General features: G+C 68.7%; 18 protein-coding genes. 12 read left to right on the top strand and 6 right to left on the bottom strand.

Going from position 1 to position 16,864, the window contains the following annotated elements; genetic code table 11:
• Positions 1-5 precede the first annotated feature (5 nt).
• Entirely contained in the window at positions 6-785 is a 780-nt protein-coding gene (locus ACI7YT_RS06975) for a lysophospholipid acyltransferase family protein (RefSeq protein WP_406249761.1), read from the bottom strand.
• A 139-nt stretch (positions 786-924) separates the two neighbouring features.
• On the opposite strand from ACI7YT_RS06975, the gene ACI7YT_RS06980 reads away from it, so the two are divergent.
• Together ACI7YT_RS06980 and dxr are read left to right on the top strand one after the other, a co-directional pair.
• A complete protein-coding gene (locus ACI7YT_RS06980; protein WP_406249763.1) occupies positions 925-1,872 on the top strand; it encodes an FKBP-type peptidyl-prolyl cis-trans isomerase in 948 nt (315 codons plus the stop codon).
• Between the two features lie 21 nt (positions 1,873-1,893).
• Positions 1,894-2,973 carry a 1-deoxy-D-xylulose-5-phosphate reductoisomerase gene (dxr, locus tag ACI7YT_RS06985; RefSeq protein ID WP_406249765.1) on the top strand — a complete coding sequence of 360 codons (1,080 nt, stop codon included), beginning with the start codon at positions 1,894-1,896 and terminating at the stop codon, positions 2,971-2,973.
• Between the two features lie 99 nt (positions 2,974-3,072).
• On the opposite strand, the gene ACI7YT_RS06990 is transcribed toward dxr, so the two are convergent.
• The 3 genes from ACI7YT_RS06990 to ACI7YT_RS07000 all read right to left on the bottom strand — a co-directional run bounded on the left by ACI7YT_RS06990 (position 3,073) and on the right by ACI7YT_RS07000 (position 6,118).
• Entirely contained in the window at positions 3,073-4,659 is a 1,587-nt protein-coding gene (locus ACI7YT_RS06990) for a Mur ligase family protein (protein WP_406249767.1), read from the bottom strand.
• 77 nt (positions 4,660-4,736) lie between these two features.
• Complete coding sequence (locus ACI7YT_RS06995; protein WP_406249768.1) at positions 4,737-5,423, bottom strand: YcnI family protein; 687 nt, start codon at positions 5,421-5,423, stop codon at positions 4,737-4,739.
• A 125-nt stretch (positions 5,424-5,548) separates the two neighbouring features.
• Positions 5,549-6,118, bottom strand: a complete 570-nt coding sequence (locus ACI7YT_RS07000; RefSeq protein ID WP_406249770.1) for a hypothetical protein — start codon at positions 6,116-6,118, stop codon at positions 5,549-5,551.
• Positions 6,119-6,177: 59 nt separating this feature from the next.
• Between ACI7YT_RS07000 and ACI7YT_RS07005 the strand changes: the two genes are divergently transcribed.
• On the top strand, positions 6,178-7,494 hold the full coding sequence (locus ACI7YT_RS07005; RefSeq protein WP_406250516.1) for a M50 family metallopeptidase: 1,317 nt from the start codon (positions 6,178-6,180) through the stop codon (positions 7,492-7,494).
• Positions 7,495-7,504: 10 nt separating this feature from the next.
• Here the strand turns inward: ACI7YT_RS07005 and ACI7YT_RS07010 are convergent, their stop codons facing one another.
• Entirely contained in the window at positions 7,505-9,358 is a 1,854-nt protein-coding gene (locus tag ACI7YT_RS07010) for a chorismate-binding protein (RefSeq protein WP_406249771.1), read from the bottom strand.
• Positions 9,359-9,570: 212 nt separating this feature from the next.
• Between ACI7YT_RS07010 and ispG the strand changes: the two genes are divergently transcribed.
• Genes ispG through ACI7YT_RS07030 form a run of 4 tightly spaced genes read left to right on the top strand, consistent with a single transcriptional unit; the run spans position 9,571 to position 12,536 of the window.
• On the top strand, positions 9,571-10,701 hold the full coding sequence (ispG, locus tag ACI7YT_RS07015) for a flavodoxin-dependent (E)-4-hydroxy-3-methylbut-2-enyl-diphosphate synthase (protein ID WP_406249773.1): 1,131 nt from the start codon (positions 9,571-9,573) through the stop codon (positions 10,699-10,701).
• Positions 10,701-11,303 carry an SIMPL domain-containing protein gene (locus tag ACI7YT_RS07020; RefSeq protein WP_406249775.1) on the top strand — a complete coding sequence of 201 codons (603 nt, stop codon included), beginning with the start codon at positions 10,701-10,703 and terminating at the stop codon, positions 11,301-11,303. The genes ispG and ACI7YT_RS07020 overlap by 1 nt, the downstream gene beginning before the upstream one ends.
• A 28-nt stretch (positions 11,304-11,331) precedes the next feature.
• Positions 11,332-11,664, top strand: a complete 333-nt coding sequence (locus ACI7YT_RS07025; RefSeq protein ID WP_406249777.1) for a nuclear transport factor 2 family protein — start codon at positions 11,332-11,334, stop codon at positions 11,662-11,664.
• Positions 11,664-12,536 (top strand): hypothetical protein, encoded by an 873-nt coding sequence (locus tag ACI7YT_RS07030; RefSeq protein WP_406249778.1) that lies wholly within the window; start codon positions 11,664-11,666, stop codon positions 12,534-12,536. The genes ACI7YT_RS07025 and ACI7YT_RS07030 overlap by 1 nt, the downstream gene beginning before the upstream one ends.
• Here the strand turns inward: ACI7YT_RS07030 and ACI7YT_RS07035 are convergent.
• Positions 12,533-12,982 carry an NUDIX domain-containing protein gene (locus ACI7YT_RS07035; RefSeq protein ID WP_406249780.1) on the bottom strand — a complete coding sequence of 150 codons (450 nt, stop codon included), beginning with the start codon at positions 12,980-12,982 and terminating at the stop codon, positions 12,533-12,535. The genes ACI7YT_RS07030 and ACI7YT_RS07035 overlap by 4 nt on opposite strands.
• Before the next feature lie 74 nt (positions 12,983-13,056).
• On the opposite strand from ACI7YT_RS07035, the gene ACI7YT_RS07040 reads away from it, so the two are divergent.
• From ACI7YT_RS07040 to ACI7YT_RS07060, 5 genes are all read left to right on the top strand, one after another.
• Positions 13,057-13,710, top strand: coding sequence for an HAD family hydrolase (locus tag ACI7YT_RS07040; RefSeq protein WP_406249782.1), 654 nt, complete (start codon positions 13,057-13,059; stop codon positions 13,708-13,710).
• A 25-nt stretch (positions 13,711-13,735) separates the two neighbouring features.
• Positions 13,736-14,650, top strand: a complete 915-nt coding sequence (locus tag ACI7YT_RS07045; protein ID WP_406249783.1) for a dihydrodipicolinate synthase family protein — start codon at positions 13,736-13,738, stop codon at positions 14,648-14,650.
• A 92-nt stretch (positions 14,651-14,742) separates the two neighbouring features.
• Positions 14,743-15,477: an alpha/beta fold hydrolase gene (locus ACI7YT_RS07050; protein WP_406249785.1), complete on the top strand. Its 735-nt coding sequence runs from the start codon at positions 14,743-14,745 to the stop codon at positions 15,475-15,477.
• A gap of 3 nt (positions 15,478-15,480) precedes the next feature.
• A complete protein-coding gene (locus ACI7YT_RS07055; protein WP_406249787.1) occupies positions 15,481-16,371 on the top strand; it encodes a phosphotransferase in 891 nt (296 codons plus the stop codon).
• 3 nt (positions 16,372-16,374) lie between these two features.
• Positions 16,375-16,860 (top strand): HIT family protein, encoded by a 486-nt coding sequence (locus tag ACI7YT_RS07060; RefSeq protein WP_406249789.1) that lies wholly within the window; start codon positions 16,375-16,377, stop codon positions 16,858-16,860.
• Positions 16,861-16,864: the final 4 nt, after the last annotated feature.

Genomic DNA, 16,864 nt, shown 5'->3' on the forward strand with positions numbered 1-16,864 from the left:
GGCGCTCAGCGCCGCTCGTGCGGCAGCGCCTGCTTGATCTTCTCGATCGTGCCCTGTGCCGGAGCCTCGTTGTAGGCATCGGCCAGCTCCTGACCGGAGAGCGCGTGGATCGCGGCCATGATCTCGTCGGTCGCGAGGCGCCGGGCCTTGCCGCTGGTGGCCTGCCCGTGCGCGGACAGATCGATCGGCTCGCCGAACTTCACCGTGATGCGCTCGCGCAGCGACGGCATCGTGGCGCCCTTCGGCATGACGCGATCGGTGCCGATCAGGCCGACCGGCACGACCGGTGCGCCGGTCTGGAGTGCGAGGAACGCGACGCCGGTTCGGCCCTTGTACAGGCGTCCATCCGTCGAACGCGTCCCCTCGGGGTACAGCGCGACCGCCAGGCCCTCGTCGAGGAGTCTGCGCTGCTGGTCGAGCGCATCGAGCGCCGCCTGTCCGGCGCCGCGTCGGACCGGGATCGCGCCGATGGACTCGAAGAAGGTGCGGCTGAGCGCGCCGCTGATGCCGGTGCCCTCGAAATAGCTGGACTTCGCGAGGAAGTGCACCGGTCGAGGGGCAGCGACCGGGATCGCGATCGAGTCGATGAACGACAGATGGTTGCTCGCGAAGATGACCGGACCCGTGCGCGGCACGTTGTCCTTGCCCTCGACGCGCGGGCGGTACACGAGGCGTGCCAGCGGGCTGATGACAGCACGACCGAGCGCGTACGTGAACCCTGCATGACGGGGCGTGTCGGACTCTTCCACCGACGTTTCGGGCGCGTCGGAAGGCTCAGAGGTCATTCGTTCAGCCTACGCCCGGGATCATTCCGTTACCGGAATGCAATCGCCGGTGACGTGGGATCCGCTGTGTCTCCCAGCGCGGGCAAAGGCGGATGCGCCAGGATGGACGACGTTCCCTTCCCTGACTCGAGGTCTTACTGTGCGCACGCGTCCGATCGCCCTCCTTTCCACTGTCGCCGCGGCGACCCTGCTTCTCGCGGGGTGCGGCTCGAGCACACCGGAGGCCACGGAGACCCCGGACGCCTCGACCGACCTCTGCTCGGTGGCTGCAGCATCCGGTGATGCCTCCGACGGCGTCACGGTCGACGGCACATTCGGCGAGGTGTCGACCGCGACGTTCGAAACGGGGCAGACCGTCGACGAGCTGCAGCGCACCGTCGTCAGCGAGGGCGACGGCGACGAGATCGCGGACGGCGACTACGTCGCGTACGCGTTGAGCGCTTTCGACGCGGCGACCGGCGATCGACTCGGCGACGCCGGCTACACCGACGGCGAGCTGCTGCCGGCTCAGATCACTGCTGACGCATCGCTCGCTCAGGTCATGGGCTGCGCCACCGTCGGCACCCGCCTCTCGGTCGCGTTCCCGACCAGCGAACAGGCCGCAGCGCAGTTCTACATCATCGATGTGCTCGGCGTCACGCCGACCGCCGCCTGGGGAACCGAGCAGGAGCCGGTTGACGGCATGCCGACCGTGGAGCTCGCCGACGACGGCGAGCCGAGCGTCGAGATCCCGGATGCCGATGCCCCCACCGAGCTGCAGGTCGCCGTGCTCAAGGAGGGCGACGGCATGCCCGTCAGCGCCGGCGACACGACGCTGCTGCAGTACACGGGTGTCAACTGGGACACCGGCGAGGTCTTCGATTCGTCCTGGAAGAACGGCGCACCAATCTCGATCGACGGCAACACCTACGTCGAAGGATTCATCCAGGCGCTCGAGGGCCAGAAGGTCGGCTCGCAGGTGCTCGTGGTCATCCCCCCGGCGCTCGGCTACGGCGAAGCAGGCTCCAGCGAGCACGAGCTGGCCGGACAGACTCTGGTGTTCGTGATCGACATCCTCGCCAACCAGACCGCCGCGGTCCAGCAGTAACGGCGCCGCTAGGCTGGCGGCATGCGTCGCGTCATCGTCCTCGGCTCCACCGGCTCCATCGGCACTCAGGCGCTGGATGTGATCCGCGCCAACCCGCGTCGCTTCGAACTTGTCGGGCTCGCGGCCGGCTCGAACACGGAGCTGCTCGCACAGCAGGCGCAGGAGTTCCGTGTCGACGACACCGCACTCGGCGCGGATGAAGCGCAGGCGCTGGTGCGAGATGTCGAGGCGGACGTCGTCCTCAACGCGATCACCGGGTCGATCGGCCTCGCCTCGACGCTCGAGGCGCTGAAGGCCGGCCGCACTCTGGCGCTCGCGAACAAGGAATCGCTGATCGTCGGCGGGCAGCTCGTGCTGGCCGCCGCATCCGATGGCCAGATCGTGCCCGTCGACTCAGAGCACTCGGCGCTGGCGCAGGCGCTGCGCTCGGGTGCGAAGGAAGAAGTGCGCCGCCTGGTCGTCACCGCATCAGGCGGGCCGTTCCGCGGACGTACGCGTGCGGAACTGGCGAACGTCACCCCTGCAGAGGCACTGGCGCACCCGACCTGGAACATGGGCCGAGTGGTCACGACGAACTCGGCCACCCTCGTGAACAAGGGTCTCGAGGTGATCGAGGCTCATCTGCTGTTCGACGTCGACTACGACGACATCGACGTCGTGGTGCACCCGCAGTCGATCGTCCACTCGATGGTCGAATTCATCGACGGCTCGACCATCGCGCAGGCGTCGCCGCCGGACATGAGGCTCGCGATCTCGCTGGGCCTGGATTGGCCGCACCGCGTCGGCGGCGTGGGGCGTCCCATGGACTGGACCCAGCCGGCGCAGTGGACGTTCGAGCCGTTGGACGACGAGGCGTTCCCCGCTGTCGCACTGGCGAAGGCGGTCGGACGAGCGGGGTCGACGTTCCCTGCGGTCTACAACGCAGCCAACGAGCAGGCGGTGGATGCGTTCCACGACGGTCGACTGTCGTTCCTCGGGATCGTGGACACGATCGCCGCCGTCGTCGACGCGCACGAGCCGCCGGACCAGCTCACGGTCGCGTCGCTGAGCGAGGCGGAGCGCTGGGCGCGCGAGCGCGCCGACAGACTCATCGCGTCCTGACCGCCCTTCCGACCGCGAGACGTGCTCTGCAGGGTGACGCTTCGCCAGCCCGCACAGGTCTCACCGCACGAAGTACGTCTCGCGGGCAAGCGGCCGGAGTCAGGGGACGGGCCAGCCGGCATCCTGCAGCGCCGCACGAGCGAGCGAGCGCGCGGAGAACGGCGTACGAACGCCGTCGATCTCCCGGTAGTCCTGGTGTCCAGGACCCGCCCAGAGGATCGCGTCGCCGTCGCCGACCATGCGCACGGCCGTGCGGATCGCCTCTTCGGGCGCTGCGACCTCCAGGATCTCCGCGTCGGATGCCGCGCTGCGCGCCCCCTCGAGCAGAGCGGCGCGGATCGGAGCCGGCTCCTCGTAGCGCGGGTGGTGATCCGTGACGATGACGATGTCGGCGCCTTCGGCGGCGACGCGTCCCATGACCGGACGCTTGAGGGTGTCGCGGTTCCCCGACGCGCCGAACATCATGATCACGCGCCCAGGGGTGACCTTCCGGACGGCGGCGAGCGTCTTCTCGAACGCATCGGGAGTGTGGGAGAAATCGACGTAGACGGCGGGGCCGCTCGCACCGGAGACGAGTTCGGTGCGACCCGGCAGTACGGCGTCGACACGACCGTCCCTGACGAGGGCGGCGGCGATGCGGTCGAACGGATAGCCGCCCTCGACGAGCATGGCGATGGCAAGGCCGGCATTGGCCGCCATGTGAGCGCCGATCACCGGGATCGTCGTGGTCACTTCCGCGCCGTCGGGGGCGCGGACCGTGAAGGTGGTGCCGCGCTGATCCTCGTCCACGATGTGCACGATCCAGTCGGCGTCGGCCGCGGCATCCGGATCCGTCGCGAGCTGCGGGGCCCCGACGGTGACGAGGGGGACCTCCGAGCGTCGGACCACCTCCCACCCGGACGGCGTGTCGACGCACACGACACCACGACGGGCGCGATCGGGGCGGAACAGTGCCAGCTTGGCCTCGAGGTACGTCTCCAGATCGCCGTAGTCGTCCAGATGATCGTGAGTGAGGTTGGTGAAGCCCGCCACATCGAAGACGATGCCGTCCACGCGATGCCGGGAGAGCGCCTGCGCACTCACTTCGACCGCGACCGCCTCGACCTTGCGCTCGCGCATGAGGGCCAGAAGGGCATGCATCTCGGAGGACTCCGGCGTCGTCAGGCGTGACACGATGCTCTGCCCGGCGATGTGCCGTTCGGCGGTCGAACTCAGGCCGCTGGCGACGCCGAGCTGGTGCAGGATGCCCTCCAGTACGTGCGAGGTGCTGGTCTTGCCGTTCGTGCCGGTGACGGCGAAGAGCTGCGGCATGTCGTGGTCGGTGCCGTACAGCCAGGCGCTGATGTCGCCGAGCGCGGCACGGGGATCCTCGGCGATGAGCACGGGAAGCCCGCTCACGGCTGCCCGTTCGGCGCCGGCGCCGTCTGTCAGGATCGCCACTGCGCCCTGGTCGGCTGCGGTCTGCGCGAATTCGGCTCCGTGCCGTCGCGCTCCATGGATGCCGACGAACACCTCCCCGGCACGCAGGTCGGCCGTCGCCAGCGTGATTCCGCGCGCGAACACGCCGTCGACGTCGCCGCGCACCTCCAGGCCGAACCGCTCGACGAGTTCCGCCAGCGACCTGCGCGGCGGGTTCTCGGGGCGGAGGACGGGAGGCAGGGGAGCGGAAGCGGGTTCGGTGACCATGTCCTGTCCAGTTTCTCACGCGTCGTGCGGACGCCGTCGAGCGGTGGGGGGCGCCGCGGGGCGCCCCCACCCGTTCGTCAGGCCGAACGGCGTCGGTACGCGAGGATCGCCACCACCAGGGCGGCGACGCCTGCGACGAGGCCTCCTGCTCCGAGGGCGATCGCCAGAGGGTCGGGAGCCTCGGAGGCGTCGGATGCTGCGGCATCGGATGCCGTCGACTCGCCGTGCCCGGCATCCGAAGCGTGTCCGGCATCCGATTCCTCCGCCGCAGCCGTCAGGCTCACCACCGGGGCCGGGGCATCGAGATCATGCGGATTCTGGCCTTCCTCGGCGATCTCGGTCCACTCGTTCACGCCGGTCTCGCAGACCTGCTCGACGGGGAAAGCGAACGATTCGGGGGCGTCCTCGCCGGGACGCACCTGCATGCTCACGGCTCCCCGCAGGTCGCTCGGGACCGGCGTGGCAGCGGCGTAGGTGACGGCGTCGACGAGGCCGTCGTCACCGCGCTCGACCACGATGTCCCACCCTGCCTCTACCGTGGGGGACACCGAGGCGAGGCCATCGGGCATCGTGATCCGCAGCCCTGTGGTGGGCGAGTGCTCGCAGCCGTGCGTGAACGAGAAGGTCAGCACGGTCGCCTCGTCGGCGGTGAGCGTGTCGGGGCTCACCCCGACGTGCGCGGAGGCGACGGCGGGCGCCGCGATCGCGAGGCCGGTACCGAGGATGACGGCGATGGTGCTGCGGCGAAAGGTGGAACGGGACATGAGTGATTCTCCTGAGTCTGATCGGCGGTCACCGCGTCGCGCGGTGCCGAGGAGCCCGCCGACGTCTCGGCGGGCGCGCACGTCGGGGCGAGCATCCAAGAGGATGCGGACGCGGGACGTGCGGATCAGACCGAAGGCGGACCGCGACGACTGACGACGGATGACAGCGGAGTCAGCGACGTCGTCACACTGATGCTCGCCGGCATGAGCCGGAGTCGTCGACCCACCGGCAGCACGGGCAGCACGGGGAGCAGGCGGGCGCGGGCCCATCCGGCGATGCCCCGCAGCATCCGCTCGCCGTGCCACAGCAGCAGCGTCGTCGCGAGCGCTGCGAGGACGTGCGAGACCAGCATCGGAGCGTCGGGGGCCGCAGCCGACACCACGGGGCCCAGTGTCATGACGTGGTGCGCGTGAGCGCCCACCGGAGCCACCGCATCCGTGAGGCTGCCGGCGAGCACCTGGAACAGCACGTGGAAGACGAACTGCGACACGAGGACCGTCAGTGCGGTGCGCGCCGCCGAGGGGCGTCGCCCGATCAGCATCGCGGCGAGGGGGACGAGCAGGATCGACAGCGCGACGACGAGGAGCGGATGCGGCGGCATGCCGCCTGCGACGGTATGCGAGACGGCCGCGAGCGTCGTCGCCGTCGAGGTCGCCGCAGCCGCGCGCAGGAGTCGCAGCTGCCGAAGGGTCACGTGTGAAGTCTATGTCCGGACTCAGCGGATTCCTCGCGACGGACCAGTACGGTGATCAGGTGGAAATCCTGCTGTACGTGGTCGGCATCCTCTTCATGCTCGTCGGCCTCGGCCTCTCGATCGGGTTGCACGAGGTCGGCCACCTCGTCCCCGCGAAGCTGTTCGGCGTGCGCGTCGGGCAGTACATGATCGGGTTCGGTCCGCGGCTGTGGTCGAAGAGGATCGGCGAGACCGAGTACGGCTTCAAGGCGCTGCCGCTGGGCGGGTTCATCTCGATGTCGGGCATGTATCCGGCATCCACCGGCGGCAAGCCGGCCGGCGGGATGTTCCGCACGCTGATCCAGGACGCGCGCTCCGCCAACGACGAGACGATCGCCGAAGGCGCCGAGGACCGGGTCTTCTACAAGCTGCCCGTCTACAAGCGCATCATCGTGATGCTCGGCGGGCCGGTGATGAATCTGCTGCTCGCGATCATCATCTTCACGGTCCTGGTCTCCGGGATCGGAGTGCAGCAGGGCACGACGACGATCGCCTCGATATCGGAGTGCGTGCTGCCGGCCGGTACCACGCAGACGGAGTGCACGCCGGACGATCCGGCGACTCCTGCCGCCAAGGCGGGCATCCAGCCCGGCGACGTCATCGTCTCGATCGACGGCACCGACGTGGCGACGTTCGCCGAGGCGACCGAGATCGTGCAGGCCTCGCCCGGTGAGACGCTCGATGTCGTGGTCGACCGAGATGGCGAGACGGTCCCGCTGGAGATCACGCCCATCCAGGTCGAGCGCACGCTGACGGATGCCTCGGGGCAGCCGCTGCTCGACGAGAACGGCGAGCAGATCGTCGCCGAGGTCGGCTACGTCGGCATGGGTTCGCAGATGGGCTTCGTGCAGCAGCCGCTCACGGCGGGCTTCGAGATGACCATGGATGCCGCTGGCCGCGTGACCCAGATGATCGCGACCCTGCCGGTGCGGCTGTGGGACATCGCCGTTTCGACTTTCACCGGCGGCGAGCGGGATCCGAACGGTCCGCTCAGCGTCGTCGGCGTCGGTCGTCTCGCAGGCGAAGTCGCTGCCACGGATGCGCCGGTGCTGAACAGGTTCGCGGTGCTGCTGAACCTGCTGGGCGCGCTGAATGTCGCGCTGTTCGTGTTCAACATGATTCCGCTGCTGCCGCTGGACGGCGGTCATATCGCCGTCGCGCTCTGGGACGGCATCCGCCGTGCCTGGGCCAGACTGTTCCGTCGGCCTCCGCCCGCGCCGGTGGATGCGACGCGCCTGGTGCCGTTGACCGTCGTCGTGGCCACGCTGCTGATCGCGATGGGTGCACTGCTGCTGATCGCCGACGTGTTCAACCCCGTCGATCTGCTGGGCGGCTGAGACCGGCCGCTCAGGCGAGGGCGTGCGCGACCAGGCGCTCCAGAGTGCGGATGCCGTCGCGCGACAGGATCGACTCCAAGTGCCCCTGCACGCTGGCGACATGCGGCGCTCGCAGCGCATAGACGTCGCCGGTTGCGGCATCCGCCGACACCTCGACGTCGCCGATACGCGTCGTGCCTGGTGCGACGCGCGCGGTGAAGGTGTTGTAGAAGCCGATCGACGCGTCCTCGCCGAAGACCGGCACGACCTTCTGCAGGCCCTGATGGGGGCTGTCCAGCGGAGCGAGGTCGATCCCGAAGCCGTCCGCGAGGATCTGGTGGCTCAGGCAGACCGCCAGCAGCGGACGCAGCTGCTCCCGTCGACGCGCGACGAGATCCCGCATGCGCGCGATGCGCAGGGTCGAACCGTCGCGCGGGTCGCCGGGGCCGGGGCCTGCGACGACGAGGTCGGCGGCATCGGCATCCGCATCGGTCGCTTCGCTCCACGCCGCGATGCGGACGTCGAGTCCGAGATGGCGCAGTTGATGCGCCAGCATCGTGGTGAAGCGGTCCTCGGCATCCACGACGAGCGCGGAACGGCCGGCGAAGTGGCCAGCAGCGTCGTCGCCCTGGGGGTTCAGCCAGAACTCGGCCAGGCGCGAGTTGCGCGCGTTCAGCAGGGCGCTCACCTCGGCATCCGCGGCGAGATCGACGGGTTCGGCCGGAGCGTCCGCATCCACGACTTCGTCGCGGTCGATGGCGCCGATGGCGCCGAGAACGCCGGCGGCCTTGCCGTGGGTCTCGCTGACCTCGCCGTGCGGGTCCGAGTGGCGCACCAGCGTGGCGCCGACCGGAACGCGCAGGGCGCCGTCCTCGGCGTAGACCGTGCGGATGAGGATCGGGGCATCGAGGTCGTGACCGCCGTGCGCATTCGGAGTGAACAGCGCGGCGACGCCGGAGTAGTACCCGCGTGGCTTCGTCTCGTGGCGACGGATCACGGTGCACGCGTTCTGCATCGGCGAGCCGGTCACCGTCGGTGCGAACATGGTCTCGCGGAGGATGTCTCGGGGGTCGAGCCGGCTCGACCCGCGCAGCATGTACTCGGTGTGAGTGAGGCGCGACATCTGCTTGAGGTGCGGGCCGGTGATGCGGCCGCCGTCCGAGCAGACGGCGCTCATCATCTTGAGCTCCTCGTCGACGACCATGAAGAGCTCCTCGGTCTCCTTGGTGGAGGACAGGAACTCGACGAGCGACTCCTTGGTCGCCCCGCCGGCCGGATGCCGGAACGTGCCCGAGATGGGGTTCATCGTCACGATGCCGTCCTGCGCCACGACGTGCGCCTCGGGGCTCGCGCCGACGAGGATCTGGCCCGGGGTGACGACCACGAACGTCCAGTAGGCGCCGCGCTCGTGCTCGAGCAGGGCGCGGAACCAGGTGAGCGCCGCCGTGCGGTCGTCGCCGTCGAAGCGTGCGGTGTAATCGCGGCGGATGACGAAGTTCGCTCCCTCGCCCCGGCCGATCTCGTCGGCGATGACGCGTTCGACCACGGCCGCGTAGTCGTCGTCGGAGATGTCGAACCCGGCGTCGTGCAGGGCGACCGCATCGCGGGGGAGCGATGCCACCACCTCGTCGAACGGCAGATCGTCATGACGGTCCACGATGATGCAGCGCAGCGGGGTGGCGTCGTCCTGCGCCTCGAAACCGCGCTCGCGGACCTGTCGGTACGGGACGAGGGCGAACACTTCCTGCGCGACCCCGTCGGCCATCAGCGGGATGTCGGCCAGCAGCTCGACGTCGACGACGTCGCCGGTGAGCAGCTCGACGCTGTCGGAACCCTCTCGTGCGATGAGCACGAAGGAGGCGCTCTGGTCGGGCAGCTGAATCATCGGGGTCTCCTGAGGATCGGGCATCCGGCGCGACTCAACGAAAAGACCGCCCCGGGGGCGGTCTGGATTCGTGGGAACGCGAACACACCGCCTAGGAGGCGGGCCACCAGGTGAGGTTCGCGAGCATGGGCCGAAACTATCACACTGCGTGTATCCAGCCTGGCCACGTTTCGGCCGCGTAATCTGGAGGTGTGCCAGCAGTCAATCTTGGGATGCCCCGCGTCCCCGAAGTCCTGAGCCCGCGCCGCAAGTCCCGCCAGATCAAGGTGGGAAAGGTGCTGGTCGGCGGCGATGCCCCCGTCAGCGTGCAGTCGATGACGACGACGAAGACGACCGACATCAACGGGACGCTGCAGCAGATCGCAGAGCTCACGGCCTCCGGGTGCGAGATCGTGCGCGTCGCCGTGCCGTCGCAGGACGATGCCGACGTGCTGCACATCATCGCGAAGAAGAGCCAGATCCCGGTCATCGCCGACATCCACTTCCAGCCGAAGTACGTCTTCCAGGCGATCGACGCCGGCTGCGCCGCCGTTCGTGTGAACCCGGGCAACATCCGCAAGTTCGACGATCAGGTCGGTGCGATCGCGAGGGCCGCGAAGGATGCCGGCGTGTCGCTGCGCATCGGCGTGAATGCGGGGTCGCTCGATCCTCGTCTGCTGCAGAAGTACGGCAAGGCCACGCCCGAGGCGCTCGCCGAGAGCGCGCGCTGGGAGGCGTCTCTTTTCGAGGAGCACGACTTCCACGACTTCAAGATCTCGGTCAAGCACAACGACCCGGTGATCATGGTTCAGGCCTACCGACAGCTCGCGCAGATGGGGGACTGGCCGCTGCACCTCGGCGTCACCGAGGCTGGTCCGGCATTCCAGGGCACGATCAAGAGCGCCACGGCCTTCGGCATCCTGCTGGGCGAGGGGATCGGTGACACGATCCGGGTTTCGCTGTCCGCGCCTCCGGCCGAAGAGGTCAAGGTGGGCCACCAGATCCTGCAGTCGCTGAACCTCCGAGAGCGCAAGCTCGAGATCGTCTCGTGCCCGTCCTGCGGACGCGCCCAGGTCGACGTCTACACGCTCGCCGAGGACGTCACGGAGGGACTCAAGGACATGACCGTGCCGCTGCGTGTTGCCGTCATGGGCTGCGTCGTGAACGGGCCGGGCGAGGCGCGTGAGGCGGATCTCGGTGTCGCCTCCGGCAACGGCAAGGGCCAGATCTTCGTGAAGGGCGAGGTCATCAAGACCGTGCCCGAGGCGGACATCGTCGCCACCCTGATCGAGGAGGCGAATCGCATCGCCGCCGAGATGGGGCCGGATGCGCCGCTCGGCACCGCGCAGGTGACGACCATCTGATGACCGTGATCACGGTCGCCGGGCTCGGCGAGAACCACCATCCGGCCGAACGTGCGACGTTGACCGCGGAGATCGCGATCGCCCATGCTGACCGGGAGACATCGATCCGGCAGGGCACTGCGATGCACGCGCAGCTCGCCGAGGAGGTCGTCCGCCTCCGTGCATCCGGATCCGCGACCTGGCATTCGGTCGACGTGCTCAGCACGAGTGCGCGGGTCTGGACGGACAAGGACGGTGTGAAGCACCGCGACCATGTCACACGCGGCACGGTGCGCGTGAAGATGTCGCGCCTGGCGGAGGTGTCCGATGTCGTGGCGGCGCTGAGCGCGCTCGGCGCCACGGTATCGACCTCGTGGGCGCTGACGGAGGTCACGCGGGATACCGTGACCCGTCACCTGCGCACGGTCGCCGTCGAGGATGCTCGGGCGAAGGCTGAAGATTTCGCCGCCGCGCTCGGGCAGACCGTCCAGCGCGTCGTCGCGATCCGCGAGGATGACGGCTATGCGCCGCAGGGTGCCCGAGGCGCCGGTGGCGGACCGGAGCTCACCATTCCGGAGATCACCGTGCGGGTCGCGGTGAAGGGCGATTTCGAAACCGAATGATGTGCGAGACGAAAGATGGAGGACGAGGATGTCTGAACTGACTGTTCCCGCGCCGGTGCAGGCGATGGTCGACGCGATCAACGCCGCGGACACGGACGCATTCGTGGCGGCGTTCACGGAGGACGGCTTCATCGACGACTGGGGTCGGGTGATGCGGGGCCGCGACGGCGTGCATCGCTGGGCGGGCAGCGACGCGATCGGCGCCGGTGCCCGGATGACCCTGCTGACCGCGGAGACCGAGGGCGAAACGACGAGTGTGAGGTTCGGCTGGTCGAGTCGCGTGTTCAACGGCGAGTCGAACGGCGTCTTCGTCGTCCACGGCGACCGTCTCGCCAGCTTCACGATTCCCCCGAACCACTGATGGCGGCGCAGGACACCTCCGTCTCGTTCGCATCGGGCGAGACGACGGGAGAGAGCATCGTCCGCACCGTGCGTTCGCACCGGGACGGCGCGATCGTCGTCACCGATGCGACGCCGTTCCACCCAATCGATCACACCTGGCCTGATCAGCCGGGTGATGCCGGGACCATCGCGTCCGGCGACGAGTCGGCCGATGTCGTCGAAGCCGTGATGGTCGCTGAGAGCGAGGACGGTGCGTTGTTCGTGGGCGCTGAGATCCCGGTCAAACGCGGCGTCGAGGGATGGGCGTGGCAGGTCGGTCACCGGCTGTCGGCAGCGGATGCGCCCGACTGGCTGCGATCGGGTGTCGAGGTCTCGTTGCGCGCGGATGCCGAGCGGCGGGCGGCACTCAGCCGGGGTCATACGGCGTGCCATCTCGCCTCGCTCGCCCTGGATCTCGCCGTCGCAGATCTGTGGTGCAAGGATCCGGGAACCGACGCGCTCGGCAACCCCGATTTCGAGGGGCGGGCGAACCAGACGAGCCGGATCCACGAGGGCGGCGCGGTCGACGAGTATCGACTCGGCAAGAGCCTGCGTCGTGCCGGTTTCGACACGGCGGAGTTCGCCTCGTCGCTGACCGAGCGCGAGCAGCGGATCAACGCGCAACTGGCCGCGTGGGTCGCAACAGGCGCCCCCAGCCGCATCGTGACGGAGGGCCCGACGATCGTCGACATGCGGCGATGGGAGTGCGAACTTCCCGAGGGCACCGCGTCGATCCCGTGCGGCGGGACGCACGTGCACGCGCTCTCGGAGTTCGCCGCGATCTCGGTGGCACTGGACCTCTCGGATCCGCAGCTGCTCGTGATGACGACGGTGGCGACGCTCGCGAACTAGCCGTGTCGTGTCGCTTCGCCGAGCTTCGCGCCGAGGCCAGCGGCCAGGACATGGGCTTGCGAGAGCCGGATCCAGCGGCACGTCCAGGTGTGTCGCATCCCGCCGGTGGACGGATCGTTCTCGCCTGCAGACCAGACCGAGTCGATGTCGGCGTCGTCGACGGCCATCACGAAGAAGTGCCTGCGGGCGACCTCGTCGCGCGTCGGGGCGAGGTCGTAGTCGGCGACGCCCAGCGGACGCACGACACGGCCGCGCAGGCCGGTCTCTTCGTGCAGCTCACGGACGGCCGCCTCGGCTGCGGACTCGCCGTCGCAGATGCTCCCGGCAGGCACCTGCACGCCGGTGACGTCCATGGGTTCGTCGTCATGCGTGAACACCAGCAGGTGCTCGTCGGCGATCACGTAGCAGACGGCCTTTTCGACGACGGCGCTGTGAGTTGTCGGCACGGGATCGAGCTTAGGTCGCGTCGGCATCCGCTGCCGCGTCACAGCATCGCCGATCCGGTCATTACGATGGCGCCATGCCCCTAGCCCTCTTCGACCTGGACGGGACGCTCATCGACCAGGCGCGCGCAGCGGCGCTCTGGGCGGGCGAGTTCGGCGAGCAGCGCGCGTTGACGCCCGAGCAGATCACGTGGGTCGCAGATGCACTGTCCGAGCGGCGTTCCAAAGAACTCGTCTTCCATGGCGTCGTCGACCGGCTCGGTCTGGACGACGACCCGCTCCGAATCTGGAATGACTATCGACGTCGGATGCCGGAACTCGTGACATGCCCGGGCGAGGCGATGGCCGCGTTGTCGGCGCTGCGCGCCGCGGGATGGACGATCGGTATCGTCACGAACGGGGAGATCGACAATCAGGAGGGCAAGATCCTCCGAACGGGCCTTTCCGCAGCGGTGGACGGGTGGGTGATCTCGGCCGAAGCCGGTGTCCGCAAACCGGACCCGGCGATCTTCGCGCTCGCGGCGCGGCGGCTGGGAGTGCCGCTGCGCGGTTGGATGATCGGAGACGGACTCGAATCCGACATCGCCGGCGGAGCAGCCGCCGGGCTGAGGACGGCATGGATCACCGATGCGGATTCCGACGACGCGGCACCCCTCGCGACGTTCGCCGCGGCCTCGGTCCCCGACGCAGTGGCGCAGATCCTCGTCACTGCCGACGCCGTGCTCGACTGACGAGCATCCCGACAAGGAGCAACGTGTGACCGCATTCACCGGCCTCGTCGCCTTCCCCCTGACTCCTCTGGTCGACGACAGGGTCGACGAGGCGGCCTTCGCCGTGCTGATCCGACGTCTGGCGGATGCCGGTGTCGACTCGATCACGGCGCTCGGCTCGACGGGCTCCTACGCCTATCTGGGCATCGAGGAGCGCGCGCTGGTGGCACGCCTTGCGGTCGAACACGCTGGATCGACGCCGGTTCACGTCGGCGTGGGCGCTCTTCGCACTTCGCATGTGCTGCGAAACGTCGAGTACGCGACGCGGGCGGGGGCCGCGGGCGTCCTGCTCTCACCTACGAGCTACCAGCCGCTGACCGACCATGAGGTGTTCGAGCTGTTCCGCACGGTCACCGAGAGCACCGACCTGCCGGTGATCCTGTACGACAATCCGCGCACGACGAACTTCACCTTCACCACCGACCTGTACGCACGCATCGCCGAGCTTCCGGGTATCGCCTCGATCAAGATCCCCGGCGTGCCAGAAGACGCAACCGCTGCCCGACGCCGTGTCGCAGAGATCCGCGCCGCCGTACCGGAGACGGTGACGATCGGCGTGTCGGTCGACGCGCTCGGCGCGGGCGGGCTGATCGCGGGCTGCGACGCGTGGTACTCGGCGATCGGCGGCACACTTCCGGAGACCGCACTTCGGATCACGCGCGCTGCCCTGTCGGGTCGACTGGAGGATGCCGCCGCGGATTCAGAGCGCCTGCAACCGCTCTGGGCGCTGTTCGCCGAGTTCGGCGGCAGCCTGCGCGTCATCGCGGCCATCGCCGAGCATCTCGGCCTCGTGCAGGAGGGGTCGTTGCCGTTTCCCGTGCAGGGCATCCCCGAATCTCATCGGCCCCGTGTCATCGCCGTGTTCGAGAAGTTGCGTGCGACCGGCGCTGTGCTGGAGTGATCCTTCACGCGACTGCAAGCCTGCGCACTGACCGACTGAACGAACGAGGCGGTGGCGTCGTGGTGACCACGGCAGTGTGCTTGTATGAATCGATGCGCCTGAACGTGATCGAGTCCGGCAGCGGCGATCGCACCATCCTGCTCCTGCACGGCATGTCCGGTTCGGCCGAGAGCTGGTGGCGTGTCTCGGAGGAGCTCGCAGAGCGCGGTCGCCGGGTGCTCGCTGTCGACCTGCCCGGTCACGGACTCTCGCCGCGTGATCCGACCTCGACCGTGTCGTCCGCCGCAGATGCCCTCGTCGAGACCGTTGCGGCTCTCGCGGACGAGCCCCCGCTCGCCGCGATCGGGCACTCGTACGGCGGCACCGTTCTGGCCGCCGCCGCGGATCGCCTGCCGCTCGACACCGCGGTGTATGTCGACACAGCATGCGCCTTCACCGGGGGAGCCGACCGCGACGAGCTCATCGCGCAGTACACGAGCGACCGACGCTCTCGTCAGGACGCTTCCTGGCTTCGAGAGACGCGACCCTTCTACAGCGAGAGGGATGCTGTCGTCGAAGCGCGCGCGGCCGATCGCTTCGACCCGGTGACCGCTGCGTCGATCTCTTCCGGCGCCGATGTCGAGCACATCCTTGCTCCCGGTTCGATCCTGGTGCGCGCCGACCCGAGCCGATTCGTCGCCGACGAGGATGCCGAGCGACTCGCGGCCTGCGGCGTTGACGTCCGCACCATTCCTGGAGCCGCGCATACCGTGTGGTTCAGTCACTTCGACGAGTTCGTCACGGTTCTGCCGGAGGTCTTCGGTAGTGATTCACCCGTGGGAGCATGAAGGATGCGCTCCCGTTCGTCTGCCCAGGACCGCACCTCCGAGCCTTGTCCTGTCACCGATGACGTCCGGTTGAGCGCTGCGCAGCGGGGGCTGCTGGAGGAATGGATTCCCGGCGCCGCGATCCTCGCGGATCACAGCTGGGGCCAGATCGAATCCCACGTGCTCGAGGTCGAACACGACGACGAGCGACTGGTGGTCAAGGCCGGGGGACCGACGAACCATCACATCGGACGCGAACTCGATGCGCACGACGGGTGGACGGCCATCTGGTCGCACGTGGGCTTCGCGACACGCATCCGGCACGCTGATCGGGACGATCGGATCTTCGTCGCGGATTGGATGCCGGGACACCTGATCGACAGGACGCCCGCGGCGGTCGACCCGAGCGTGCATCGCCGTGCGGGCGAACTGCTGCGTTCGTTTCACGACCAGGCGTCGCGCGTCGGAGATGAACGACTGGTCGAACGGGTGCGGCGCGCGCTCGTTTCTGAGCACCGGATCGACCCGGGAACTGTTGAGCGGGTGGAGTCATTGCTCGAAGGTCTCGCACCCGGTGCTGTCGACATGGTGCCCACCCACGGCGACTGGCAGCCGCGGAACTGGCTGATGGACAACGGCGAGGTCAGGGCGATCGACTTCGGCCGGTTCGCCTTCCGCAGCCGGGCATCCGATTTCGTTCGGTTGGATGCCCAGCAATGGAGGCTCGCTCCCGATTGCGAGAGCGCGTTCCTCGAGGGCTACGGTTATGACCCGCGCCGTGGGTCCGGGGATCATTGGCTCGCGCTGCGCATCGTCGAGGCTGTGGGCACCGCGGCATGGGCATATCAGGTCGGCGACGAAGAGTTCGAGGCGCAGGGGCATCGGATGATCGCGACCCTCCTCGGCGAGGACTGAGCGATGCAACCCATCTCTCACGAACCGATCGGCTATTCGTGTCCGTTCTGCCGACTGCAGGACGGAGAGTTCAATGACCGGAATCAGCCCACAGATGTCGTCGCGGTCACCGAGCGGGCATACGCACGCATCGCGCCGAAATGGTGGCCGGGCAATCCCGGTGCTGTGCTGGTGATACCTCGGGTCCACGTCGAGAACCTCTACGACCTCGCACCGGCGGATGCCATCGACCTGTGGTCGCTGACGCAGACCATCGCACGAACCATCCGGGAGACGTACGGCTGCGAGGGCGTCTCGATCCGACAGCACAACGAGCCGGCCGGTGGGCAGGACGTATGGCATCTGCACATCCACGTCTTCCCGCGCTTCCACGACGATCGGCTGTATCAGCGGCACGACGAAGCGACGTGGGTGCCGAGCGAGGAACGAGTTCCGTACGCGCGTCGTCTTCGCGAAGCGCTGCGATCGCCGTACGACTTCCGGCCCTGAGCGT

It is taken from the genome of Microbacterium sp. M, from assembly GCF_045181065.1.
In the GTDB taxonomy this organism is placed as follows: Bacteria; Actinomycetota; Actinomycetes; order Actinomycetales; family Microbacteriaceae; genus Microbacterium.